This window comes from Burkholderia sp. AU16741 (assembly GCF_002223345.1).
Classification (GTDB): domain Bacteria; phylum Pseudomonadota; class Gammaproteobacteria; order Burkholderiales; family Burkholderiaceae; genus Burkholderia; species Burkholderia sola.
Genome location: NZ_NKEZ01000005.1, coordinates 481,295 through 505,967 on the forward strand (window position 1 = coordinate 481,295; position 24,673 = coordinate 505,967).

Annotated in this window: 22 protein-coding genes; 11 read left to right on the forward strand and 11 right to left on the reverse strand. The window is 70.1% G+C overall.

What is annotated here, in order from left to right:
- Positions 1–10: 10 nt before the first annotated feature.
- Complete coding sequence (locus tag CFB89_RS15450; RefSeq protein ID WP_089468609.1) at positions 11–1,051, reverse strand: LysR substrate-binding domain-containing protein; 1,041 nt, start codon at positions 1,049–1,051, stop codon at positions 11–13.
- Between the two features lie 106 nt (positions 1,052–1,157).
- Here CFB89_RS15450 and CFB89_RS15455 point away from each other — a divergent pair, with 106 nt between their 5' ends.
- Positions 1,158–2,438 carry an MFS transporter gene (locus CFB89_RS15455; protein ID WP_089468610.1) on the forward strand — a complete coding sequence of 427 codons (1,281 nt, stop codon included), beginning with the start codon at positions 1,158–1,160 and terminating at the stop codon, positions 2,436–2,438.
- 53 nt (positions 2,439–2,491) lie between these two features.
- Here CFB89_RS15455 and CFB89_RS15460 read toward each other — a convergent pair whose 3' ends face one another.
- Entirely contained in the window at positions 2,492–4,693 is a 2,202-nt protein-coding gene (locus CFB89_RS15460) for a TonB-dependent siderophore receptor (RefSeq protein ID WP_089468611.1), read from the reverse strand.
- A 55-nt stretch (positions 4,694–4,748) separates the two neighbouring features.
- Here CFB89_RS15460 and CFB89_RS15465 point away from each other — a divergent pair, with 55 nt between their 5' ends.
- Positions 4,749–5,099, forward strand: a complete 351-nt coding sequence (locus CFB89_RS15465; RefSeq protein ID WP_256979676.1) for a LysR substrate-binding domain-containing protein — start codon at positions 4,749–4,751, stop codon at positions 5,097–5,099.
- A 33-nt stretch (positions 5,100–5,132) separates the two neighbouring features.
- Here the strand turns inward: CFB89_RS15465 and CFB89_RS15470 are convergent, their stop codons facing one another.
- Genes CFB89_RS15470 through CFB89_RS15480 form a run of 3 tightly spaced genes read right to left on the reverse strand, consistent with a single transcriptional unit; the run spans position 5,133 to position 9,132 of the window.
- Entirely contained in the window at positions 5,133–7,358 is a 2,226-nt protein-coding gene (locus CFB89_RS15470) for a xanthine dehydrogenase family protein molybdopterin-binding subunit (RefSeq protein WP_089468612.1), read from the reverse strand.
- Entirely contained in the window at positions 7,355–8,356 is a 1,002-nt protein-coding gene (locus tag CFB89_RS15475; RefSeq protein ID WP_089468613.1) for a xanthine dehydrogenase family protein subunit M, read from the reverse strand. The genes CFB89_RS15470 and CFB89_RS15475 overlap by 4 nt, the downstream gene beginning before the upstream one ends.
- A gap of 17 nt (positions 8,357–8,373) precedes the next feature.
- Positions 8,374–9,132, reverse strand: coding sequence for a (2Fe-2S)-binding protein (locus tag CFB89_RS15480; RefSeq protein WP_089468614.1), 759 nt, complete (start codon positions 9,130–9,132; stop codon positions 8,374–8,376).
- Between the two features lie 562 nt (positions 9,133–9,694).
- On the opposite strand from CFB89_RS15480, the gene CFB89_RS15485 reads away from it, so the two are divergent.
- Positions 9,695–9,979 carry a hypothetical protein gene (locus CFB89_RS15485; protein WP_089468615.1) on the forward strand — a complete coding sequence of 95 codons (285 nt, stop codon included), beginning with the start codon at positions 9,695–9,697 and terminating at the stop codon, positions 9,977–9,979.
- A 259-nt stretch (positions 9,980–10,238) separates the two neighbouring features.
- Here CFB89_RS15485 and CFB89_RS15490 read toward each other — a convergent pair whose 3' ends face one another.
- A complete protein-coding gene (locus CFB89_RS15490; RefSeq protein ID WP_089468616.1) occupies positions 10,239–10,856 on the reverse strand; it encodes an alpha/beta hydrolase in 618 nt (205 codons plus the stop codon).
- A gap of 342 nt (positions 10,857–11,198) precedes the next feature.
- Between CFB89_RS15490 and CFB89_RS15495 the strand changes: the two genes are divergently transcribed.
- Genes CFB89_RS15495 through CFB89_RS15510 form a run of 4 tightly spaced genes read left to right on the forward strand, consistent with a single transcriptional unit; the run spans position 11,199 to position 13,839 of the window.
- A complete protein-coding gene (locus tag CFB89_RS15495) occupies positions 11,199–12,140 on the forward strand; it encodes a glyoxylate/hydroxypyruvate reductase A (protein ID WP_089468617.1) in 942 nt (313 codons plus the stop codon).
- A 30-nt stretch (positions 12,141–12,170) separates the two neighbouring features.
- Positions 12,171–13,103 (forward strand): hydroxymethylglutaryl-CoA lyase, encoded by a 933-nt coding sequence (locus tag CFB89_RS15500; protein WP_089468618.1) that lies wholly within the window; start codon positions 12,171–12,173, stop codon positions 13,101–13,103.
- Between the two features lie 26 nt (positions 13,104–13,129).
- The gene (locus CFB89_RS15505; RefSeq protein WP_089468619.1) at positions 13,130–13,636 is read left to right on the forward strand and encodes a YbaK/EbsC family protein; all 507 of its coding nucleotides are present in this window, start codon (positions 13,130–13,132) and stop codon (positions 13,634–13,636) included.
- Positions 13,633–13,839 (forward strand): DUF1289 domain-containing protein, encoded by a 207-nt coding sequence (locus CFB89_RS15510; RefSeq protein WP_089468620.1) that lies wholly within the window; start codon positions 13,633–13,635, stop codon positions 13,837–13,839. The genes CFB89_RS15505 and CFB89_RS15510 overlap by 4 nt, the downstream gene beginning before the upstream one ends.
- Before the next feature lie 255 nt (positions 13,840–14,094).
- Here CFB89_RS15510 and CFB89_RS15515 read toward each other — a convergent pair whose 3' ends face one another.
- Positions 14,095–14,997 carry a DMT family transporter gene (locus CFB89_RS15515; protein WP_089468621.1) on the reverse strand — a complete coding sequence of 301 codons (903 nt, stop codon included), beginning with the start codon at positions 14,995–14,997 and terminating at the stop codon, positions 14,095–14,097.
- A 112-nt stretch (positions 14,998–15,109) separates the two neighbouring features.
- On the opposite strand from CFB89_RS15515, the gene CFB89_RS15520 reads away from it, so the two are divergent.
- Positions 15,110–15,601: an Lrp/AsnC family transcriptional regulator gene (locus CFB89_RS15520; protein ID WP_050014344.1), complete on the forward strand. Its 492-nt coding sequence runs from the start codon at positions 15,110–15,112 to the stop codon at positions 15,599–15,601.
- Between the two features lie 80 nt (positions 15,602–15,681).
- Here the strand turns inward: CFB89_RS15520 and CFB89_RS15525 are convergent, their stop codons facing one another.
- On the reverse strand, positions 15,682–16,578 hold the full coding sequence (locus CFB89_RS15525) for an alpha/beta fold hydrolase (protein ID WP_089468622.1): 897 nt from the start codon (positions 16,576–16,578) through the stop codon (positions 15,682–15,684).
- Positions 16,579–16,826: 248 nt separating this feature from the next.
- On the opposite strand from CFB89_RS15525, the gene CFB89_RS15530 reads away from it, so the two are divergent.
- Positions 16,827–17,786, forward strand: a complete 960-nt coding sequence (locus tag CFB89_RS15530) for a nitronate monooxygenase family protein (RefSeq protein WP_089468623.1) — start codon at positions 16,827–16,829, stop codon at positions 17,784–17,786.
- A 115-nt stretch (positions 17,787–17,901) separates the two neighbouring features.
- Here CFB89_RS15530 and CFB89_RS15535 read toward each other — a convergent pair whose 3' ends face one another.
- The 3 genes from CFB89_RS15535 to CFB89_RS15545 form a co-directional block, all read right to left on the reverse strand.
- Positions 17,902–18,864 (reverse strand): LysR family transcriptional regulator, encoded by a 963-nt coding sequence (locus CFB89_RS15535; protein ID WP_089468624.1) that lies wholly within the window; start codon positions 18,862–18,864, stop codon positions 17,902–17,904.
- Between the two features lie 196 nt (positions 18,865–19,060).
- The gene (locus CFB89_RS15540; protein WP_089468625.1) at positions 19,061–20,137 is read right to left on the reverse strand and encodes a porin; all 1,077 of its coding nucleotides are present in this window, start codon (positions 20,135–20,137) and stop codon (positions 19,061–19,063) included.
- Positions 20,138–20,483: 346 nt separating this feature from the next.
- Positions 20,484–20,975, reverse strand: coding sequence for a peptide-binding protein (locus CFB89_RS15545; protein WP_089468626.1), 492 nt, complete (start codon positions 20,973–20,975; stop codon positions 20,484–20,486).
- 346 nt (positions 20,976–21,321) lie between these two features.
- On the opposite strand from CFB89_RS15545, the gene CFB89_RS15550 reads away from it, so the two are divergent.
- Complete coding sequence (locus CFB89_RS15550; RefSeq protein WP_089468627.1) at positions 21,322–22,353, forward strand: bile acid:sodium symporter family protein; 1,032 nt, start codon at positions 21,322–21,324, stop codon at positions 22,351–22,353.
- A gap of 242 nt (positions 22,354–22,595) precedes the next feature.
- Positions 22,596–24,440 (forward strand): phosphodiesterase, encoded by a 1,845-nt coding sequence (locus CFB89_RS15555; RefSeq protein ID WP_089468628.1) that lies wholly within the window; start codon positions 22,596–22,598, stop codon positions 24,438–24,440.
- Positions 24,441–24,673 lie beyond the last annotated feature (233 nt).

A 24,673-nucleotide genomic window follows, 5' to 3' on the forward strand; every position in this document is an offset into this window, starting at 1 on the left:
ACCTGCGGGATCACGCCGCAAGCGCCCCCTCCGTCGCCCCCCGCACCGCCTGCGTCACGATCCGCGCGAGCCGGTCGACCGTCGGCGTCGCCGACGACGTGCGCCGCAGCAGGATCAGCGGCAAGCTCGGCAGCGCCGGCAGCCCGCACGACGCGGCGTCGAGCACGCGCACCGACGCGGGCAACCCGTAATGCGAGCGCACCGTCAGCCCGAGGCCGGCCGCCGCGGCCGCCCATAGTCCGGCCAGGCTCGGCGTCGTGAACGCGACGCGCCACGGCACGCCGGCCCGGTCCAGCGCATCGGTCGCCGCACCGAAGAACCGGCACGGCCGGTCGAACACGACGAGCGGCAACGGATCGCCCCTCCCACGCACGGCACGACCGCCGGTTTCGCCGACACCCTCCCCGCCCGCGTCTCCGCCAGCATCCGGCACCCCGACGCTCCCGCCCGCCACCGCGCCGATCCATTGCATCGGCACGTGCGCGACCGCTTCGCCGTCGATCCCCGCCCGCGACACGAGCGCCGCCGACGCCGGGTCGCCCCACACGAGCGCCAGATCCAGCTGGTTCGCATCGAGCCGGTCGAGCAGATCGGCGTTGCGCGCCACGCGCGCCTCGATCTTCACCTTCGGATGCGCGCGCGCGAACCGCCCGAGCACGTCCGGCAGGATCGCCTCGCCGAAATCCTCCTGCAGCCCGACCCGTACCCAGCCGTCGAGCTTCACGCCACGCACGGCCGCGGCCGCCTCGTCGTTCAGCTCGATCATCCGCCGCGCGTAGCGCAGCATCGCGTCGCCGGCGTCGGTCAGCGCGAGCCCGCGTCCGGCTTTCACGAACAGCGGGGTGCCGGCCTGCTCCTCGAGCTTGCGGATCTGCGCGCTCACCGCCGACGACGAGCGCGCGACGCGGTCGGCCGCCTTCGCGAAACTGCCGAGATCCACGCCTGCGACGAGGCTGCGCAGCGCCGCGACGTCGAAGTTGGGCCGCGCCAGCGCGGCATCGGCGCCCGCGAGCGGCTCGCCGCCGTCGCGGGGTATGGCTTGTCCGGACATCTCAACCATCCTGATTTATCGAACGATTCATCAAAAACTTTCCGATTTTCAGGATTAATGTAGGCCGGCAGACTGAGGCCGTCAACTTCGAATCGGGCTTGCCGTCATGGATACCTCGTGCATCGCTTCCCCCTCTTCGCCTGCCCGCGCCGCCCGCGGGCAGACCCATCGCTGGCGCGTGCTGGCGGCCGGCGTCGCCGCGAACATGAGCTTTTCGGCCGCCGCGGCCGGCATTCCGACCACGGCCGTGTGGATGCGCTCGGCCTATCACCTCGACAACGGCGCGCTCGGCCTCGTGCTCGGCGCGCTCGGCTTCGGCGTCGCGCTGTCCGAGCTGCCGTGGGGGATCGCCGCCGACCGCTTCGGCGATCGCCGCGTGCTGCTGACCGGGCTCGTCGCGACGGCCGCGATGCTCGCGCTGATGATGTGCACGATCGCCCCGACCGCGCACGCGGTGCCGCCGCTGATGCGCGTCGTCGCGGCCATGGGCTGCGTCGGCCTGCTCGGCGGCAGCGTGAACGGATCGAGCGGACGCGCGGTGATGCGCTGGTTCGGCGAGCGCGAGCGCGGACTCGCGATGAGCATCCGTCAGACGGCCGTGCCGCTCGGCGGCGGCCTCGGCGCGGCGCTGCTGCCGTCGCTCGCGTCGCATGCCGGCTTCGCCGCGGTGTTCGGTGCGCTGATGCTGCTGTGCGCGGGATCGGCCGCGCTCACCTGGCGCTGGCTGCACGAGCCACCCGCTGTGCCGGCGGCGGTGCACGTCGCCACGCCGCTCGCCACGCGTCTCGCCGCACAACGACCGCAGCCCGCCGGCCACGCGCGCAATCCGCTCGCGAGCGGCCCCGTATGGCGCATCGTGCTCGGCATCGGCTTGCTGTGCACGCCGCAGTTCGCGGTGCTCACGTTCGCGACGGTGTTCCTGCACGATTTCGGCCGGCTCGGCCTCGCCGGCATCAGCGCGGCGATGGTCGCGCTGCAGCTCGGCGCGATGGCGGTGCGCGTCTGGAGCGGCCGCCATACCGACCGGCACGGCAACCGGCGCGCGTACCTGCGCGGTTCCGTGTTCGTCGCCGCCGGGTCGTTCACGCTGCTCGCCGCAGCAACGGCCGGCAGCCCGCATGTACCGCTCGCCGCGATCGTCGCGATTCTCGTGTTCGCCGGCATCTGCGTGTCGGCATGGCACGGCGTCGCGTACACGGAACTCGCGACGCTCGCGGGCGCGAACCACGCCGGCACCGCGCTCGGGATGGCCAACACGGTCGTCTACCTCGGGCTGTTCGCGACGCCGCTCGCGATTCCGCCGCTGCTCGCCGCGAGTTCGTGGAGCGTGGTGTGGCTCGCCGCGGCGTTGATCGCCGCCGCGACCTATCCGCTGTTCGCGCGCTGACGGGCGCGCGGCGGCCGACGGCGTCGAGTGGCAGCCGCCGTCGCGCTGCGCGGTCAGAACTTGTACACGGCGGACAGCATCGCCGAACGGCCGTCGCCGAGCTCGACCGCCGACGACCGCGATTCGCTGCCCGACACCTGCCGCACGCGTTCGACGTACGCGCGATCGAACAGATTGTCGACGTTCAGCTGAATGCGCAGCCGGCGGCTCACGTCGTAGCTCGCCATCAGGTTGTGCACCCAGTACGCGCCGAGCTTGCCGTCGCCCTGCGACGTCACGTTGCGTCGGCCGACGAAGTGCGAACCGTAGCCGAGCGTCCAGCCCGCCGGCAACCGATAGGTCGTCCACACGTTGAACGCGTGCCGCGGCGTGTTGCCGAGCGCCTGCCCGTCGCGCCGCGGCGACGACGGCGAGCTGAGCGTCACGCTCGCCAGATACGTGTAGTTCGCGAACACGTCCCAGCGCGGCGTCACCTTGCCGGCGGCGCCGAGCTCCACGCCGCGCACGCGTTGCCGGCCCGCGAGCGCATAGCTGCCGTCGGCCATGCGTTCGCGCGCGTTCTTCTTTTCGGTCTGGAACAGCGCGCCGTTCAGCGCGATGCCCGCGAGTCCTTCCCATTTCGCACCGAGTTCGAAGCTCTCGTTTTTCTCGGGCGCGAGCGCGCCGGTCGCCGCGCTCACGCCGGAGCCGGTGGTCACGAGGAATTCGGCGGACGGGTTGAACGACGTGCCGTACGCGAAATACGCGCGACCGTTGTCGGTCGGCTTGAACACGAGCCCCGCGCGCGTGCTCAGATGTCGATCGGCGGTGTCCGCGCGCTCGGTCGGCTTGCCGGCCGCGGTCCCTTCCGACCACCCGTCGATCCAGTCGTGCCGCAGCCCGACGTCGATGTCCCAGTAGCGGCCGACCGAGATCGTGTCGAACGCGTACAGCGCCTTCACGACCAGCGCGGTGTCGTTGCGCGCGCTGTCCTGGCGCTGCGCCGGGCCGCGCCACACGCCGGGCGGCGCGGCGAGCGCGAAGCCGTCGGCCGGGTAGAAGCGGTTGAGCCCGTACGAATAGGTCGTGCGGCCGTACGTCTCGCGCGAGATCTCGAAACCCGTGACCAGCGTATGCCCGATGCCGAACGTCGAGAACGCGCCGGTGACGTTCGTCTGGTTCGCCCACATCGCGGTCGACGCATCGCGGCCATAGCCCTGCGGCCCGGCCGGCTTGTAGCGCCCCGGCGGCAGGCCCTGCAGGTTCACGTGCGACGCCGAAATCACCGTGTCGCGATTCAGGTGCGCATAGCGGCTCAGGTTCTGCACCTTCAGGCCGGACGACACGTCGTGTTCGGCCTTCACGGTGAACGTATCCGACGTGATGCGCTCGCGGTCGAGATTGCGCCAGCCGAAATAGCGGTCGCGCGGCACGCCGGCCAGCACCTGGCCGTTGTGCGCCGGCAGCCCGTAGTCGGGCAGGTTGTTGTCGTACTGGTGGAAATAGCCGAGCGTGACGCGCGTCGGCGTGCCGAGACCGAACGCGAGCGACGGCGCGATGCCCCAGCGCCGCTTGCGGACGTCGTCGCGGCCGGGCACGTCGTTGACGTGCGCCATCGCATTCAGGCGGAACGCCGCGCGGCCGTCGGAGCCGGGCAGCGGCCGGTTCGCATCGAGCGTCACGCGGCGGTAGTCCGATGTGCCGAGCATCGTGCCGGCCTCGGTGAACGCACCCGCCTTCGGTGTCTTGCTGACCAGGTTCACCGAGCCGCCCGTCGTGCCGGCGCCGCCGAACACCGAGTTCGGCCCCTTGATCACCTCGACCGCCTCGACGTTGAACAGGTCGCTGCGATTGTTCTGCGCGCTGTCGCGCAGCCCGTCGAGCTGCAGGTTCGCGTTCGCGCCGAAACCGCGGATATTGAACAGGTCGCCCGACCCGCCGCCGCCCTCGCCGGCGTTGAACGTGATGCCCGCGACGTTCGACAGCGCCTCGCGCAAGCTCAGCGCCTGCTGTTCGTCGAGCACCGCGCGCGGGACGACGGTGATCGTCTGCGGCACGTCGAGCAGCGGCGTCGCATATTTGGCGGAACCCGACCGGTCGACGCGCGAACCGGCGTCGCGCGCGCCGTGCACGACGATCGGGTCCAGGTGCGGCGCGTGGCGCGGCTCGCCTTCCTCCGCGCCTGCCGGCGCGGCCGCACAGGTCATCATCGCGAACGCGACGGATGCGGTCGCGCGCCGCGGCGGCGTCGCGCTCGACTGGATGCAACGGCTCATGTTCACTCCACTCCATTGATGAGAATGCTTCTCATTCAATAGAATTGGGCGCGACATGGCAATTGGACACGTCCGAACTTCGCGGTCCGAACGAACCGCCGCACGAAACGGCCGGGCTCGGCCCACGTGCGGCCGTCGGCGAGCTCGGCTTCGATCGATGCGCTTCACCGACGCGAACGTGCTGATCGACGCGGCGCTGCAAGGCCGCGGCGTCGCCCTCGCGCGCCGCTCGCTGATCGAGCCCGAACTCGCGGACGGCACGCTCGTGCGCATATCGACGGTGCGCATCGCCGACGTGTACGCGCACTACGTCGTGTGGCGCCCCGACCATCCTCACGAAGCGGCGATCCGCGCGTGGCTCGACTGGCTGCGCAGCGAAGTGCGGCGCAGGACGCCGCGGCGCTGACGCCCACGCCGGCGCCGACGCCGACGCCGACGCTCACGCGCGCATCGGCATCGCCACCTTGTCGAGCGTGATCGGCAGATCGCGCACCCGCACGCCGGTCGCGTGATAGACCGCATTGGCGATCGCGGCCGGCACGCCGGTGATGCCGATTTCGCCGATGCCGCGAATGCCGAGCGGATTGAAATGCGTGTCGCTTTCGTCGACGAAACTCACGTCGAGCTCGCCGATGTCCGCGTTCACGGGCACGTGATATTCGGCGAGATTCGCGTTCGTGAAGCGGCCGTGCCGCACGTCGAGATGCGAGCCCTCCTCGAGCGCGGTGCCGAGCCCCCACACCATCCCGCCGATCAACTGGCTGCGTGCCGTTTTCGCGTTGAGCAGGCTGCCGACGCTGTAGACGCCGACGATGCGCGGTACGTGAATCGTGCCGAGCTCGGCGTCGACGTGCACTTCGGCGAATACCGCGCCGAACGAATGGGACGCATAACGCGACTTCTCGTCGCCCGGCTTCGTCGTCGCCTGCGCGTCGATCGGCCGGCCGCCCGCGCGCGCGATCACCGCCGCGGCCGGATCGCGCCGCGACGGCTCGCCGCGCTGCACGACCCAGCCGTCGTCGACCGTCACGTCGTCGGCCGCGGCGCCGTGCAGCGGCGAACCCGGATCGGCGATCGCCAGCGCGATCAGCTTCGCGCGCGCCTGCAGCGCGGCCTCGCGCACGGCGGGCGCCACGCTCGCCGCGGATTGCGAGCCGCCCGATACCGGCGCGCGCGGCAGGCTCGAATCGCCGAGCACAAAGCGCACGTTCTGCGGCGCGAAACCGAGCGCATCGGCCGCGACCTGCGTCATCACCGTGTAAGTACCGGTGCCGATGTCCTGCGTGCCCGACGCGACTTCGGCCGTGCCGTCCGGCAGGATGCGCGCCCGCGCCGACGCTTCGCTGCGGTTCGCCGGATACGTGGCGGCCGCCATCCCGAGGCCGATCAGCGTGTCGCCGTCGCGCATCGTGCGCGGCGCGCCGGTGCGCCGCGACCAGCCGAAGCGCCGCGCGCCGACCTCGTAGCATTCGCGCAGCTTGTTGCTCGACCACGGCTTGCCGTCCTGCGGGTCGACCTCGGCGTAATTCGCGAGCCGCAGCGCGACCGGGTCCATCCCGAGTTGCCACGCGAGCTCGTCCATCGCCGATTCGAGCGCGAACGAGCCCGACGCCTCGCCGGGCGCGCGCATGAACGTCGGCGTGCCGACGTTCAGCGACACGATCCGGTGCGTGGTCGCGTGGTTCGGCACCGCGTACATGATCCGCGACGGCATCCCGCACATCTCCATCCAGTCCTCGAACGTCGACGTGGTGGCGATCGTGTCGTGGCGCATCGCCGTCAACGTGCCGTCCCGGCGGGCGGCCAGCACGATGCGCTGTTCGGTGAACGGCCGCCCGCCGACCGGGCCGAACATCTGCGGCCGCGTCAGCGCGAGGCGAACCGGGCGCCCGACCTGCTTCGCGGCCATCGCGCACAACGACACGTGCGACCACGACGAGCCCTTGCAGCCGAAGCCGCCGCCGAGGAACGGCGAAATCACGCGCACGTGTTCCGGTGCGATGCCGAACACGGCGGCCACCGCCGTGCTCGCGCCCGACACGCCCTGCGTCGCATCGTGCAGCGTGAGCGTCGGGCCGTCCCAGCGCGCCATCGTCGCGTGCGGCTCGATCGGGTTGTGGTGCTGCATCGGCGTCGTATAGGTCGCGTCGATGCGCACCGCGCCTTCGCGCAGGCCCGCGTCGACGTCGCCGCGCCGCGTATCCATCGGGCGGCCCTGCTGCTTCGGCGGCACGCGCGCGCCGCGCTTCGCCTGCGCGAAATCCGCGACGGCATCGCTCGCGCGATAGCGCACCTGCACGGCCTGTGCGGCGTCGGTCGCCTGCTCGAGCGTTTCGGCGACGACGACCGCGACCGGTTCGTTGCTGTAGCGCACCGTGTCGTCCTGCAGCAACGTAAGCCGGCGCCCGGCCGGCGGCGACAGCGGCGGCCGACCGCCGTCGGGCAGCCGCATCGCGTTCTCGTGCGTGATCACGATCAGCACGCCCGGCATCGCGCGGGCGCGCGCCGCATCGATCGACTCGATGCGCCCGGACGCGATCGTGCTCGTCACGAGCACCGCGTGCGCGAGCCGCGCATCGGAGAATTCGGCCGCGTAGTGCGCGCCGCCCGTCACCTTCAGTACCCCGTCGACACGGTCGAGCGGTTGTCCCGTCATCGTGTTCATGCGGCCCCTCCTGTCGTGGCGGCTGCCGTTCCGACCGCTCGGACGATCGCCCGCTGGGCGAGCGCGACCTTGAAGCCATTACCGTCGAGCGGCCGCGCATCGCGCAACGCCAGCGCGGCCGCCTCGCGCAGCGTCGCGTCGGTCGGCGTGCGGCCAACGAGATGCGCTTCCGCCTCCATCGCCCGCAACGGCTTGTGCGCGACGCCGCCGAGCGCGATGCGCGCGTCGGCGATGCGCGGACCGTCCATCCGCAAGGCGGCCGCGACCGACACCAGCGCGAACGCGTAGCTCGCGCGATCGCGCACCTTCAGATAGTGCGCATGGTCGGCGAAGCGCGGCGGCGGCAGGTCCACCGCGGTGATCAGCTCGCCCGGTTCGAGCGTCGTGTCGAGATCGGGACGATCGCCGGGCAAGCGGTGAAACGACGCGATCGGAATCTGCCGTGCGCCGCGCGGGCCGCTCACCTGCACGACGGCGTCGAGCGCGGCGAGCGCGACGCTCATGTCCGACGGGTTCACCGCCACGCACTGCGGACTGGCGCCGAGGATCGCGTGCATCCGGTTGTGACCGCCGATCGCCGCGCAGCCGCTGCCCGGCGCGCGCTTGTTGCATTGCGCGAACGCGGGATCGTAGAAATACGGGCAACGCGTGCGCTGCATCAGGTTACCGCCGACGGTCGCCATGTTGCGCAATTGCGCGGACGCGCCGGCGAGCAGCGCCTGCGACAGCAGCGGATAGTCGGCGCGCAGGTGCGGATGATCGGCCGCCTCGCTGTTGCGCACGAGCGCGCCGATGCGCACGCCGCCGCCGGGCAGCGCGTCGACCGTATCGAGGCCCGCGATGCGCGTGATGTCGATGAGCGCGACGGGCCGCGCGACGCCGCCCTTCATCAGGTCCAGCAGGTTCGTGCCGCCGCCGATGAAGGCCGCGCCGGGCCGCTGCGCCGCGCGCACGGCGCCGGCGACGTCGGTCGCGCGTTCGTAGGAGATCGCTTCCATTGCCGTGGCCTCCGCGCCTAGCCGCGCGCCGCATGCGCGGCGCGCACGGCGGCGACGATGTTCGGGTACGCGCCGCAGCGGCACAGGTTGCCGCTCATGCGCTCGCGGATCTCGTCGTCCGACAGCTGCACGGGACGGCGCCGCACGTCGTCGGTGGCGGCGCTCCCGGCCCCCGCCGCGAACTCGTCGAGCAGCGCGGTCGCCGAGCAGAGCTGGCCGGACGTGCAGTAGCCGCACTGGAACGCGTCGCATTCGACGAACGCGCGCTGCACCGGGCTCAGCTCGCCGCCGCGCGCCAGCCCTTCGACGGTCGTGATCCGCGCGCCTTCGTGCATCACCGCGAGCGTCAGGCATGCGTTGATGCGCCGGCCGTCGACGAGCACCGTGCACGCGCCGCACTGCCCGCGATCGCAGCCCTTCTTCGTGCCCGTGAGCCCCGCGTATTCGCGCAGTGCGTCGAGCAGCGTGACGCGCGGTTCGAGTTGCAGCGTGTATGCGCGCCCGTTGATGTTGAGGCGCACGGGCTGCGCCGGCACCGCGTCGCGGCGGGGCGCGGCCGGCGTGGATGCCGCGTGCGGCGGCTGCGGATGAACGTGCGATGCGGCGCTGACGGTCGCGGCCGCCGCCGCGGATTGCAGGAAACGGCGCCGCGCGGCGCTGGACGGCGTATCGGGCGGCAACGGCGGCGCCGCCGCTGAACGGCCCGGCCCGAGCGGCGACGGGGCCGCATCGCGCGCCGGTTCGGCAGACGGGGAATCGGATCGATCGCTGGACATGACTTCTGCTCGCTCCGTGGTTGATGGACGCGGATGTGCGCCGCGTGCCCGGATGGCAGCGCGGTCGGCACGCGCATCGGCAAAGAGCAATTCGGGTGCCGCGAAACGGCGGGAGCCGCGTACGGGGGCAGGGCCGGCCACCGTGAGCGGCGCGCACCGGGCGGCAGACGGGGCGAGCCGGCGGTGATAGCGCCGTCATGACGCCACGCTGGCGCGCGGCTGGCCGTTCGCTGACGAAGCGGCAATAACGCCCGGTTTTCGGGCGTGGCCGGGCGCGCATCGGTCACAAGTTGCCGGTCGCATTGGCCATGCCGCGCAGGGCGGCCGCGTCGGCCGTGGCCGGGTCCCGACGTGGCGCGCCGTGTAAATGCGCGCAGCATCGGCCTCTGCTGGAAAATTCCGCCATGGGTGGGAGGAACGCCGCGACAGCATTCGATCACGCTGACGAAACCATTTCGCGATCACTCGCGATCACGCCGGAATCGCAAACGATTCACCGAAACGTCGCATCGCGGCGGCATACTCGAAAACGTTTCCCGATCAGCCTGTCAGGAGAGAAGTCATGCGTCGCGTTTCCGTCGCCGTCGTTCTGTGTGCCGCCGTGTTCGTCGCCGCGTGCAGCGACGACGCGCCGCACGACGCCAACGCGACCGACGCCGCCCAGCAGGCCGGCGCGTCGAGCGGCGTCGCCAGCGCGTTCAACAGCGACGCGACCGCGAACGCCGCCGCGTCCGATGCCGCGCCGCTCGCGCCGCCCGTCGTGCACTACCCGCCCGATGACGACGACGACGCGAAGCCCTCCGCGAACGCAGCCGCGTCAAGCGCCGCCGCGTCGCCGCCGGGCTGATCCCGCCGCCACGTGACAGGAGTCGCCCCTGTTCAGGCAGCGCAGTGGACGCGCGCGTCGAGCCGCTGCTGACATGACGTAATGGTAGGCGACGGCGCGAACGGCACGGTATCGCGCCGCTTCGCGAGCCACGTCGAGCATGGCCGGCCGAGGGATTCGCACCCGGCCGCCGTCAGGCAGGGCCGCCTGCGCGTTGCACGCGCGACGGCCCGCCATGCCGCGACCGCCACCGCGCGGCACGCGCCGTGCAACCCGCCCGTCAGACCGCGAGCGCGCGCTCGACGAGCGCGGCGTCGAAGCCGTCGTCCGCGTCGCGAAAACGCAGCGGCGCCGCGCAATGCACCAGCGTGTCGATGAAGTATTTCGCGCGCGGCCACGGCCCGTAGCCGGCCGCCGTGTTGATGTGCCCGGCATCGCCGAGGTTCACGAACGCGCTGCCCAGGCGCTGCGCGAGCATGCGCGCATCGGCGAGCGGCATCCACGGATCGGTCTCGCTGCCGATCACGATCGACGGCACCGCGAGCCGGCGCGCGTCGAACGGCCCGGCAAACGTGAATTTCTTCGGGCTGGCCGGCGCGACGAACAGCACGCCCGCGACATCGCCCGCGTGCGGCGACTGCGCGAGCGCATGCGCGGCCGCGAGGCAGCCGAAGCTGTGCGCGGCGAGCACGAACGGGCCGCGCTCGCGATCGAGCAGCGCGCGCACCGATTGCGCCCAACCCGCGAGATCGGGTGCGTCCCAGTCGTGCTGCTCGACCCGCAACGCGCGCGGAAACTGCCGCTCGAGCCAGGTCTGCCAGTGAGCGCCTTCGCTGCCGTGCAGGCCCGGAACGGTGACGAGCCGCGGCGGCCACGCCGATTTGCTGCATGCGCGCATGATTGCCCTCGCTTGCTTGAAGACGAGGTTCGATTGTGGCGTCGGGCACGCGGCGGCCGAACCAATATTTTGTGCTTTGCTTTTGCGCGGCGACCGGAGGCGGCCGCGCCACCGCGCGACGGCGGCCCGCGCCGGCCGCAAGGCCCGCACCGACGGCGCAATGTGCCGCGAAACCGTAGAATGTGGGCTTCCCGTCAGCTTCACACGGAACCGGTCCCCGCGCCGACGCGCCGGGCCGGTCGTCAGGAGTCGCCCGATGTCCGCTACATCCGCCGGCGCGCCGCGCCCGGCTTCGCTCGCCGTTCCCGTGACGCGCCTCGCCGGCGCGCGCGCCGTCACGCAATGAAGATCCTGTTCCATTCACCGCATCAGGAAGCCGTCGCCTGGCGCGACGAAATCGCCCGCGCGCTGCCCGAAGCCGAACTGCGCGCATGGCAGCCGGGCGATACGGCCGCCGCCGACTACGCGCTCGTGTGGCGCGCGCCGCGCGAGTTCTTCGCGCCGCGCGACGGCCTGCGCGCGGTCTTCAACCTCGGCGCGGGCGTCGATGCGCTACTCGCGCTCGAGCGCGCGCATCCGGGCACGCTGCCCGCGCACGTGCCGCTCGTGCGGCTCGAGGATTCGGGCATGGCGCGGCAGATGGTCGAATACGTGACGCACGCGGTGCTGCGCTACCTGCGCCGCTTCGACGAATACGACCTGCAACAGCGCGAACGCCGCTGGCAGCCGCTCGAACCGCATGCGCGCGCGGGCTTCACCGTCGCGGTCCTCGGCCTCGGCGTGCTCGGCGCCGAAGTCGCCCGCGCGCTCGCCGCGCTCGGCCTGCCGGTGCGCGGCTACAGCCGCAGTGCGAAGCAGCTCGACGGCATCGCGACCTTCGCCGGCGACGGCGCGTTCCACGCGTGCATCGACGGCGCGAAAGTGCTCGTCAACCTGCTGCCGAGCACGCGCGACACCGACGGCATTCTGTCGGCACGCGCGTTCGCACGGCTCGCGCGCGGCGCGTACGTCGTCAACGTCGCGCGCGGCGCGCATCTCGTCGAAGCCGATCTGCTCGACGCACTCGCGAGCGGCCAGGTCGCCGCGGCCACGCTCGACGTGTTTCAGCACGAACCGCTGCCGGACGACCATCCGTTCTGGCGCGCGCCGCGCATCACGATCACGCCGCACAGCTCGGCCGAGACGCTGCGCGCGGAAGCCGTCGAGCAGATCGCCGGCAAGATCCGCGCGTTCGAGCGCGGCGCGCCCGTCAGCGGCATCGTCGACTACGCGCGCGGCTACTGAATTCCGCCCGAGATAAAACTGGAGACAACCATGACGTTCCCCACCGCCGTCAAGATCGTCGAAGTCGGCCCGCGCGACGGCCTGCAGAACGAAAAGACCTTCGTGCCCACCGACGTGAAGATCGCGCTCGTCGACAAGCTGTCGCGCGCCGGCTTCCGCAACGTCGAGGCCGCGTCGTTCGTGTCGCCGAAATGGGTGCCGCAGATGGCCGACGGCGCCGACGTGATGGCCGGCATCGAGCGCCGCGCGGGCACCGTGTACTCGGTGCTCACGCCGAACCTGAAGGGCTTCGAGAATGCGGTGGCCGCCCGCGCGGACGAAGTCGTGATCTTCGGCGCGGCGAGCGAAGCGTTCTCGCAGCGGAACATCAACTGCAGCATCGCCGAGAGCATCGCGCGCTTCGAGCCCGTCGCGCAGGCCGCGAAGGACGCGGGCCTGCGGCTGCGCGGCAGCGTGTCGTGCGCGCTCGGCTGCCCGTATCAAGGCGAGGTGCCGGTCGCGTCGGTCGTCGACGTCGTCGAGCGGTTCGCCGCGCTCGGCTGCGACGAGATCGACATCGCCGACACGATCGGCGTCGGCACGCCGAAGCGCACGCGCGAGGTGCTCGCGGCGGTCACGCGCGTGTTCCCGCGCGAGCGCCTGTCGGGCCACTTCCACGACACCTACGGCCAGGCGCTCGCGAACATCTACGCGGCGCTGTTCGAAGGAATCGAGATCTTCCACGCGTCGGTCGCGGGCCTCGGCGGCTGCCCGTACGCGAAGGGCGCGACCGGCAACGTCGCGACCGAGGACGTGCTGTACCTGATGCAGGGCCTGGGCATCGAGACCGGCATCGATCTCGCGCAGGTCGTCGCCGCCGGCGACTTCATCTCGAACGCGATCGGCCGCGCGAACGTGTCGCGCGCCGGTCGAGCACTGCTTGCCAAGGCGCAAAGCGCGGCCGACGCCGCGAACTGCGTCTGATCACGCCATTCCACGGATTCCTTTCCATGACGACACCCGCTTCATTCGATTCCCTCCCCGATTCCGCGCGACGCGTCGCGCTGCTGCTGCGCGAGCGCGGCCATGCGAAAGGCATCGTGATGCTCGCCGAAACCGGCAAGACGTCGGCCGAGGCCGCGGCCGGGCTCGGCTGCTCGGTCGCGCAGATCGCGAAGTCGATCCTGTTTCGCCGGCAGGCCGACGGCGCGCCCGTGCTGGTGATCGCGAGCGGCGTGAACCGCGTCGACGAGCAGAAGGTCGCCGCGCAGGTCGGCCCGGTCGGTCGCGCGGACGCGAAGTTCGTGCGCGACCACACCGGCTATGCGATCGGCGGCGTGTGCCCGATCGGCCATCTGGTCGAACCCGTCACGCTGATCGACGCCGACCTGCTCGCGCTCGACAGCCTGTGGGCCGCGGCCGGCCATCCGCACGCGGTGTTCAACCTGTCGCCGCACGAACTCGTGTCGCTGACGGGCGCGCCCGTCGCGGACGTCGCATTGCGGGCGTCCGCATGAGCGACGTGACGATGCAGGTCGCCACGGTCGCGTCGCCGTGCACCGACGTCTGCCGGATCGATCCGCGCACCGACTGGTGCGCGGGCTGCCTGCGCACGCGCGGCGAGATCAAGGGATGGCGTGAGTCGGACGACGATGCGAGGCGCGCGCTGCTCGCACGGCTGGACGCGCGTCGGCGGCTGATCGCGGGCAGCGAGACATAAAAAAAAAGCCGTTCAGCCTCACGGGCGAACGGCATCGAGATCGGAATCCTGTGAACGTGATCAACGTCACAGCCCGCATCATACGAGCGACGCGGGCGCATCGCATCGGGTGTTTCCCTACAGCTTCTTGCAGCGCTTTTCATCGATGCGCACGACGTCCGCGCGACGTCGTTGCGCAGGCAATCTGCATCCCCGACACGCGCCTTCGACGTGCCGCGGCGTGAGCGCGCCGGCGCGCCGAATCGTCCGACCGTTTCAGTTGCCGACCGTCGCGCGACGGGCCGGCACGATGCGCCAGCCGAGGTTCACGCCGGCCGCCGCGAGAAGGATCAGCAGCGCGCCGAACACCTGCGTCCATGCGAGCGTCTGCCCGAACGCCACGCGATCGACGGCGATCGCGACGACCGGATAGACGAACGACAGCGCGCCCGTCATCGCGGTCGGCAGCTTCTGGATCGCGCCGTACAGCAGCACGTACATCAGCCCCGTGTTGACGATGCCGAGCACGATCAGGTCGGCCCATTGCCCGGCCGTCGCCGGCAAGGTGTCGAACTGCGCGAACGGCGCGAGCAGCACGATGCCGAGGCCGACCTGCAGCAGCGCGAGCAGATGCGGCGGCGTGCCCTTCAGGTGCTTCGTGATGATCGACGAGATCGCATACAGGAATGCCGCGCCGAGCGACAGCGCGACGCCTTCCAGATATTCGCCGGGCACCGCGAGCACGGCCGGCTCGACGCGCACCACGAACACGAGCCCGGCGAACGCGAGCGCGAGCCACGCGAGCGTCGACGCGGTGATCCGCTCGCGGAACACGATGGCGCCGAGCGCGACGAGCATGAACGGCTGGGTGTTGTAGACGGCCGTCGCCATCGAGATCGACGCGCGCGAATAGGCGGCGAACAGCAGCAGCCAGTTCGCGACGATCGCGAGGCTGCCGAGCGTCGTGAGCGCGAGCATCCGCGGCGAGAACAGCGAGCGGCGCAGAAAGCCGAACGCCGCGCAGACGATCGCGAGCGTCGCGGCGCCGAACACGCAGCGGAAGAACACGACATTCGTCAGCGGCTGCCGCGACGACATCACGAGCCAGCCGATCGTGCCGGACATCAGCATCGCGACGATCATCTCGGCGGCGCCGCGGCGCATTTCATTCGAGGCCATCAAGAACTCCGTTGAATAGCGGGGATGACTTCGATTCTAGAAACTTGCTTCCGCCGAAACCACGGCTAAACTGAAGTGAATCAGCCGATTCACCTTCAAAAGCAAAGCGATCATGCCGAAACGCCTTTCTCCGCCCGCGGTCGCGTCGCTCGACGCGACCGACCGCGCGATCGTCGCCGCGCTGGCCGACGACGCCCGCATCGCGACCAGCGAACTCGCCCGGCAGATCGGGCTGTCGGCGCCCGCGACCGCCGACCGCGTGCGGCGGCTCGAGGCGCAAGGCGTGATCGCCGCGTTCACCGTCGAGCTCGACCCGCGCGCGCTCGGCTACACGCTGCAGGCGATCGTCCGCGTGAAGCCGCTGCCGGGCCAGTTGCATCTGGTGGAGGAGTTGCTGCGGCGCATTCCCGAATTCGTCGAATGCGACAAGGTGACCGGCGACGACTGCTTCATCTGCCGGCTCTACCTGCGCACGATCGAGCACCTCGACGACATCCTGTCGAAGGTCACGGAGCGCGCGGAGACGAGCACCGCGATCGTGAAATCGACGCCCGTGCCGCGCCGCCTGCCGCCGCTCGTCGAGGACGACCACGCGCACCGCTAAGCCGCGCGCGGCGCACGTCGCCGAGCCGCGAACAGCGCGCGCCATCGGGCCGCAGGCGGCACGCGCCGCCGCCCGCCCCGTCACGCGGCCGCGTCGCGCGCGTCGAAGAACGCGAGCAGTTCGCCGATCAGCGCGGCGGGCGCCTCTTCCGGAATGTAGTGCCCGCAATCGAGCGCGCGGCCGCTGACGTCGCGCGCGACGCGCCGCCACTCGTCGAGCGGATCGAAGCAGCGGCCGACGACGCCGTGCTCGCCCCACAGCACCCGCAGCGGGCACGCGATCTTGTTGCCGCGTTCGAGATCCGCGCGATCGTGCTCGAGATCGATCGTCGCCGAGGCGCGATAGTCCTCGCACATCGCATGCACGGCGCCCGGCTGCGCGAGCGCCGCCCGGTACGCGTCGAGCGCCTCGGGCGCGAACGGCGCGAGCCCGGCCGACCGGTTGCCCATCACGCGCTCGACGTACGCGTCGGTGTGCGCGCCGATCAGCGTCTCGGGCAGCGGCTCGGGCTGGATCAGGAAGAACCAGTGGAAATACGCGGTCGCGAACGCGCGATCGGTTTTCTCGTACATCGCGAGCGTCGGCGCGATGTCGAGCAGCATCATCCGCTCGACGGCCTCCGCGTGATCGAGCGCGAGCCGGTGCGCGACCCGCGCGCCGCGATCGTGCGCGCACACGTGGAACTGCGCGAAGCCGAAATGCCGCATCACGGCGACCTGGTCCGCCGCCATCGCGCGTTTCGAATACGGCGCGTGCCGCGCGTCGCTCGGCGGCCGGCCCGAGGCGCCGTAGCCGCGCAGGTCGGTGGCGATCACGGTGAAGTGATTCGCGAGCGTCGCGGCGACGCGATGCCAGATCATGTGGGTCTGCGGATGGCCGTGCAGCAACAGCAGCGGCGGACCCGCGCCTCCTTTGACACCGAAAATGTCGGTGTCCTGCACCGTCACGCGAAACGGTGCAAACGCCTCAAACGACATGGTTTATTTCTCGTTGGTTTGTTATGGCGGCTATTTTAGGAGCGCCGGCGCGTCTTCACAGCGGGGTAAGCACGCGAAACCGTAGAAAGAGAACACTCACTCGATTGCCGGCCCACCGCCGAGTTTGTTAAGCTCGCGTAGAATCGCACGACCGTTCGTATTAATATGAACGAACGCGTTCCGCCGCTACACTCAATACACGCAAATCACCGTCCGCCCGCAACGCCCCCGGAGACTGGAGACATCACATGGCATTGCCCACCGTCCTGCAGAACCTGACGCTGCCCGTCATCGCGTCGCCGATGTTCATCGTCAGTTACCCCGAACTCGTGCTCGCGCAATGCAAGGCGGGCATCGTCGGTTCGTTTCCCGCACTCAACGCGCGTCCGGCCGAACTGCTGGACGAGTGGCTCACGCAGATCCAGTCGGAACTCGCCGACCACAAGGCGAAACACCCCGATGCGGTGATCGGCCCGATCGCGGTCAACCAGATCGTCCACCAGTCGAACACGCGGCTCGAGCACGACGTGCGCGTGTGCGTCGAGCACAAGGTGCCGATCTTCATCACGAGCCTGCGCGCGCCGGCGCGCGAGATCGTCGACGCGGTGCACGGCTACGGCGGCATCGTGCTGCACGACGTGATCAACCTGCGCCACGCGCAGAAGGCGCTCGAAGCGGGCGTCGACGGGCTGATCCTGGTCGCGGCAGGCGCCGGCGGCCACGCGGGCACGACGTCGCCGTTCGCGCTGGTCGGCGAAGTGCGCAAGATCTTCGACGGCCCGATCGTGCTGTCCGGCTCGATCGCGAACGGCGGCTCGATCCTCGCCGCGCAGGCGATGGGCGCGGATTTCGCGTACATGGGCACGCGTTTCATCGCGACGCAGGAAGCACACGCGATCGACGACTACAAGCATGCGATCCTGAATGCGAAATCGTCGGACATCATCTACACGAACCTCTTCACGGGCGTGCACGGCAACTACATCCGCGAGAGCATCGAGAAGGCCGGCCTCGATCCGGACGCGCTGCCGGAATCCGACAAGACCAAGATGAATTTCGGCAGCGACAAGACGAAGGCGTGGAAGGACATCTGGGGCGCCGGCCAGGGCGTCGGCCTGATGGACGATCTGCCGAGCGTCGGCGCGCTCGTCGAGCGGCTCAAGCGCGAGTACGACGACGCGAAGGCGCGACTCGGCATCCCGCGCTGACGGAGGCGGAGGCCGTCGCGGCCGCCCTCGACGCGAGAATCGTCCAGCCAAACGAAAAGCGCGAACCGCAATGGTTCGCGCTTTTCGTTTGGGCCGCCGCGGCGGGAAACGTCGCTCAGACCGCGCGCTTCATCCGCGTGATCGGCAGCACGCGCAGGCGCGATTCGATCGACGGGCACAGCGACTGCCCTTCGAAACGCGCGGCCAGGAAATCGACGAACGAGCGCACCTTCGCGGACACGTGGCGGCGGCTCGCATACACCGCATAGATCGGCGCCTCGTGCGGCGGCACGGAATCGAGCAGCACCGGCACGAGCCGGCCCGATTCGATGTCGTCGCCGACCACTTCGGTGCCGAGCAGCGCGATGCCCGCGCCGGCGAGCACGGCCGCGCGCAGCCCTTCGAGATGATTGACGATCAGGTTGCCGTTCAGGCTCACGCGCGACGCGGCGGCCGCGTCGATTACCAGCGAATCGAGCATCGTCGAATTCGAATCGCGCCGCAGGTAGTTGTGGTGCGCGAGATCGGCGATCGTCTGCGGCGTGCCGTGCTTCTCGAGATACTCGGGCGACGCGACCAGCAGGATGTGCGCGGTCGCGATCTGGCGCGCGACGAGCGACGACGATTTCAATCCGTTCGGCGCCGCGCGCACCGCGACGTCATAGCCTTCCTCGATCAGGTCGACCACGCGATCGGACAGCGTCATGTCGACGGTCACGTCCGGGAACCGGCCCGCATAATCGGTGACGGCCTGCATCACGTGCCGCAGCCCGAACGCGGACAGCGACGTCACGCGCAACCTGCCCTGCGGCACCACGCTCGCGGCGCCGACGGCCTGGCCGGCTTCGTCGAGTTCGGACAGCGCCTGCACGAGGCGCTCGTAGTATTCGCGTCCCGCCTCGGTCGGCGCGACGCGTCGTGTCGTGCGATGCAGCAGCCGCGCGCCGAGCTGCTGCTCGAGGTGCATCACGTGCTTGCTCGCCATCGCCGCCGACATCTGCATGCGCTCCGCCGCGCCGACGAAGCTGCCCACTTCGACGACGTAGCGAAACACATTCATGCTGACGAGGGTATCCATCGAACTAGCTCGCAATCCCGGGGAATCAACCAATTACGAGATAGGGTAACAAAGGCGTGGGAACAGAAAGGTCAAGAAAGGCAAAACGGCGCCGCGGGTGACGGCGCCGCTTCGGGCCGGAAATGACGGGCGCGAAAACATGCAGTCGGCACGCGTGATTGACGCGCGCGGCCGGCGCTTCGATCGCGCGCGTGGGTCAGAACTTCGCGCGAATGCCTGCGCCGAACGTGTTGCCGGTCGACAGGCCGCTGATATGGTCGTTCATGTAGGCCGCGTAGACGTCGGTGCGCTTGGACAGCGGATAGTCGTAGCCGACGGCCCAGGTCTGGCGCGTCTGGTCGAGGCCGCCCGCGTCGCGCGAGTATGCATACGACGCCATCGCGTTGCCCACGCCGATCGGCACCGACACGCCGCCCTGCGCGGTGTTCACGTGCCAGCTGCCCGCGACCTGGTCGTTCTTCGTATACATGTACTGGCCGAACAGCTTCACGAGCTTCAGGTCGTAGGTCGCGCCGACCAGCGCGATACCCTGGCTCTTCATGCCGGTCACGAGCGCGCTCAGGTCCTGCGGGCCGTTGTTGAAGTTCACGTACTGATATACGGCGGTCGCCGCGAACGGGCCGTTCGCGTAGTTGAACTGCGCGCTCCACTTCTTCGAGCGGTTGTCGCCGGCCTGGTTGCCAAGGGCGTACATCGCGCCGAAATTCAGGCCACCGAACGAAGGCGACGTGTAACCCACCGCGTTGTTCCAGCCCGAATCGCCGACGGCGCCCTGGTCGCTCGGATAGGTCGGGAACGTGCCAAGGCCGAGGAACACGTGATACACCATCGGCGAGAAGGTGTACGAGTCGTAGAACGGGTTGAACAGGATCGTCGACAGGAACAGGTGCGTCGTCAGGCGGCCTGCCGTCACCGTGCCGTACGGCGAGCTGATGCCGACGTACGCGTTGCGCGCGAAGAACGTGTCGCCCTGGAAGCGGCCGTACTGGCCGTTCTGCGCGCGGAAGAAGCTCTCCAGCGTGAAGATCGCCTTGTAGCCGTCGCCGAGATCCTCGGTGCCGTGCAGGCCCCAGTACGACGTCGACATCCCGCCGCCCGACACGTTCCACGCACGATCGCCGCCCGGGAACTTGGTGGCGCCGACCCATTCGTCAACCTGCCCGTAGAGCGAGACGCTCGACTGCGCATGGACGGGTGCGGCGGCCGCCACGCAGGCGGCTGCGGCGATCAGCTTGACGGACGTGCGCGACGCACGGCGGGCGAATGCTTTCATGGGATCTCCAGGTTTTGTCGGATAGTCGATAAGTGGCGCGAGCGTTGTTGTTTGGAGCCGAGTGCTTGCGTCGTATGGGGCGCAGCCATCTTTACGGATCATTCGTCCGGTCAAAATTGCGCACACTTATTGCGGGTATAGCGCCTGCATTAACTTCGCGGCATGTATCCATGGCCGGATGCACGGCGGCGGCCCGGCGCGAATACGGTCGCACCGGCGGACGGCGGCGCGGCATGCGCGCACCGGGCGCGAAAGATAGCGCAATGCGGCGGGAAAATCAGCGGAAATCTGCGCGCGACTGTGGCGAATTCGCATCAGCCGGCAAGGGGACGAGCGCCGGGGGCGCTCAGTTTCGGTAGAACGGGGAGAACGAAGGCGAGTGTGCAGGCTCTTCCTGCGAGCGGGGCGGCGGCATCGGGCGACCGCCGCGCTCCTCGTTGTAGCGGGCGACGTCGGCGCGGATCGAGCCGGCCCGCAGCGGGACGTTGCCGCCGCCCGGCGGGCGCGGCATCTGGCGGACTTCGGCGCTGATCGGCCGATACGGGCTTTGCGCGGCGTAATGGCCGTACGACGGCGTCGGGCGCAGCCCCCAGCGGGAGCCGGCGCCGCTCACGCCGCCGGCACGTACGCCGGCAGGCGGTGCGACGTGACGCCAGCCCGGACCGCCGCCGGGGCCGCCGGCCGGCCGGCCGTACGCGCGCATGTCGCCGCCGCCGAAGCCGTGGCCGCCGAAGCCGTGACTGCCATGGGGCGGCTGGGCCAGCGCGAGCGGCATCAGCAGCGCGCCGAGCGCGCCTGCCACCCATCGTCCGATCTTCCGTTTCACCCGTTCCGTCATCGTTCCGTGCCCATCGACGCCCGCCGTCGGTTCCTTTCGGCCGACCCAAGGCTTTCAGCAGTAATTTATGAGCGGGGGGAAAGTGTGTCGAGCCAAAAAGTGTTAGGTCGCCGGCATCGGTGTAACACCATGTTACTGCTAGGTTTTTTCGCTTCGGCACGCGATTGCGGCAGAACGTTCTTCTGCGGTTTCGAGCATGGCCGGGGCGACGCGGCGGCCTTCGCGTCATGCAATCGATTCATCAATCGATTCACACAATGAATTTGTTTGGTGAATCGCCAACCCGGACAATAACGCCATCCGCGCGCGCGACGCGCGCCTTCGCCGTTTCCAAATCGAGTTCCCGATGGCCCGTCCCCGTTTTCTGCCCGACAACTTCACGCTCGCGCTCATCGGCACCGTCGTGCTCGCGAGCCTGCTGCCCTGCCGCGGCCCGGCCGCCCATGCGTTCAACTGGGCGACCAACATCGCCGTCGGCCTGCTGTTTTTCCTGCACGGCGCGAAACTGTCGCGCGAAGCCGTCGTCGCCGGCGCGACCCACTGGCGGCTGCACGCGATCGTGCTGCTCAGCACGTTCGCGCTGTTCCCGCTGCTCGGCCTCGCGCTGAAACCGGTGCTGCAACCGCTCGTCACGCCGACGCTGTATGCGGGCGTGTTGTTTCTGTGCGCGCTGCCGTCGACGGTCCAGTCGTCGATCGCGTTCACGTCGATCGCGAAAGGCAACGTGCCGGCCGCCGTGTGCGCGGCCTCGGCGTCGAGCCTGCTCGGAATCTTCGTCACGCCGGCGCTCGTCGGGCTGATGATCACGTCGCAGTCGGCCGCGGCCGCGTCGCCGTGGAGCACCGTCGGCAGCATCGTGATGCAGTTGCTCGTGCCGTTCATCGCCGGCCAGTTGCTGCGGCCCGTGATCGGCGGCTGGATCGACCGCAATCGCGGCGTGCTGCGCTTCGTCGACCAGGGCTCGATCCTGCTGGTCGTCTACGTCGCGTTCAGCGAGGCCGTCAACGAAGGGCTGTGGCACCAGATTCCGCCGCGCGCGCTCGGCGGCCTGCTCGTCGTCAACCTCGTGCTGCTCGCGATCGCGCTGCTGCTGACCGCGTTCGTCGGCAAGCGGCTCGGCTTCAACCGCGCCGACCAGATCACGATCATCTTTTGCGGGTCGAAGAAGAGCCTCGCGGCCGGCGTGCCGATGGCGAAGGTGATCTTCTCGGCGAACGCGGTCGGCGCGATCGTGCTGCCGCTGATGCTGTTCCACCAGATCCAGCTGATGGCGTGCGCGGCGCTCGCGCAGCGCTGGGGGGCGCGCGACACGAGCGGCGAGCACGACGAAGGCGACACGGCAGCCAGGTCCGGCGCGCTGAGCGCGGGCAAGCGCTGATGCGCTGATGCGCTGATGCGCGGGGGCGCGGGGGCGCGATGGCCGCCGATGGCGGCCTTCCGCCTTCCGCCTTTCTGCTTCCCGCTTCCCGCCTCTCCCGCCCACCTCCCTTCCACCCCTCGCCCCGATGCGCATCCGGCTCGCTGCACCGGCAACACGTGTCGTGTCACACAATCTTCATTCAATTCTCCGCCAGCGGTGCCGTTAAGCCGGTCGTCCCGTCGATTCGGCTGCCTTCGCCAATGCCCGCGTCCTCCTCCGATTCCGCCGCCCCCCGCACCACGCGCCTGATCGCGGATCGCGCGCTCGCCGCCGTGTTCCAGCCGATCGTCGACCTCGGATCGGGGACAGTCGTCGGTTACGAAGGGCTGATCCGCGGCCCGCGCGGCACCGACCTCGAGCCGCCCGCCGCGCTGTTCGCGCAGGCCGCGCGCGAAGGCGAAACCATCGCGCTCGAACGAGCCGCCGCGCTCACCTGCCTCGACGCGTTCGCCGCGCTCGGCTGCGACGGCAAGCTGTTCCTCAATTTCAGCGCGGGCGCGATCCTCACGCTCGCCAGCGAACGCGAGCGCACACGCCAGTTCCTCGGCCGCGCGCGGATCGGCGCCGAACGCATCGTGATCGAACTCACCGAGCAGAACGCGATTCCCGATCTCGCGGACATCGGGCCGGCGGTCGCGTCGCTGCGCGACGCCGGCATCCAGTTCGCGCTCGACGACTACGGCACCGCGAATGCAAGCATGAACCTGTGGCTGCGCCTGCACCCGGACGTCGTGAAGATCGACCGCTTCTTCATCCACGACATCGCGCACGACCCGCTCAAGTTCGAAGCCGTGAAGGCCATGCAGCACTTCGCGCAGGCGAGCGGCGCGAAGCTGATCGCGGAAGGCATCGAGAACGAATGCGACCTGATCGTCGTGCGCGACATGGGCATCTGCTGCGTGCAGGGCTTCCTGCTCGGGCGGCCGAACGCGCAGCCGTCGCGGGTGGTCGCGCCGGCCGCGCGCGACGCGATCCGCGCGCCGCACATCGCGGTGTTTCCCGGCGTGACGCGCGCGGTGCGGCCGGCCGGCACGATCGCCGGCAAGATGCTCGTGCCCGCCCCGGCGCTGCCGCGCGACGCGACCAGCAACGACGTGATCGACCTGTTCAACCGGATGCCCGATCTGCACGCGGTCGCGCTCGTCGAGCGCGGGCGGCCCGTCGCGCTCGTGAATCGCCGCAGCTTCATCGACCGTTTCGCGCTGCCCTATCACCGCGAGGTGTTCGGGAAGAAGCCGTGCCTGCAGTTCGCGAACGATGCGCCGCTGATGATCGACAACGCAACCACGTTCGAGCAGCTCGCGACGCTGCTCGCGCGCCACGACCAGCGCTATCTCGCGGACGGCTTCGTGATCACCGAACACGGGCGCTATGTCGGGCTCGGCACCGGCGAGAGCCTCGTGCGCGCGGTGACCGAGATGCGCATCGAGGCCGCGCGCTACGCGAATCCGCTGACCTTCCTGCCCGGCAACATTCCGATCAGCGCGCACATCGACCGCCTGCTCCAGCGCGACGCCGGCTTTCACGCGTGCTACGTCGACCTGAACCAGTTCAAGCCGTTCAACGACCAGTACGGCTACTGGCAGGGCGACGAAGTGCTGAAATTCGCCGCGACGGTGCTGGCCGGCGTGTGCGATCCGCAGCGCGACTTTCTCGGCCATGTGGGCGGCGACGATTTCCTCGTGCTGTTCCAACGCGACGACTGGCGCGAGCGCGCCGCCGACGCGATCGCACGCTTCAACGACGGCGCGCAACTCTTCTACACGCAGGCGGACCGGCAGGCGGGCGGGCTGCGCGGCGAGGACCGCCACGGCAACCCGGCGTTCTTCGGGTTCGTGACGATGGCGATCGGCGCGGTCGGCGTGCCGGCCGGCGCGCACGGCGCAAAGCGCTACGGCAGCGACGAGATCGCGTCGGTCGCGGCGCTCGCGAAGCGGCGGGCGAAGCAGCAGCCGGACGGGCTCGCGGTCGTCGATCTCGATGCCGGCCGCGCCGCGCTGCGCGATCGCGGCGAACCGCCGGCCGTGGCGATCGCGGCGGGCTGAACGGCAGGCAGCCGCAGGGTGCGCACGGAAAGCGCTCGCGCACCGTGCGGCGGCACCGATGCCCGGCCGGCGCAAGGTTCGACTATTGCGCAACGGCATCGCTCGTTGCAGGGCCGCGGCCACAGCGCGGCGCGCCCCCACGCTCGCCTCGGCCCGCAGTCCGGCTGCCCCTCGCGGCCCCTTTTCGGCACTCCGTCGGCACCGGCAGACAATCCGCACACCCACCTTGCCTT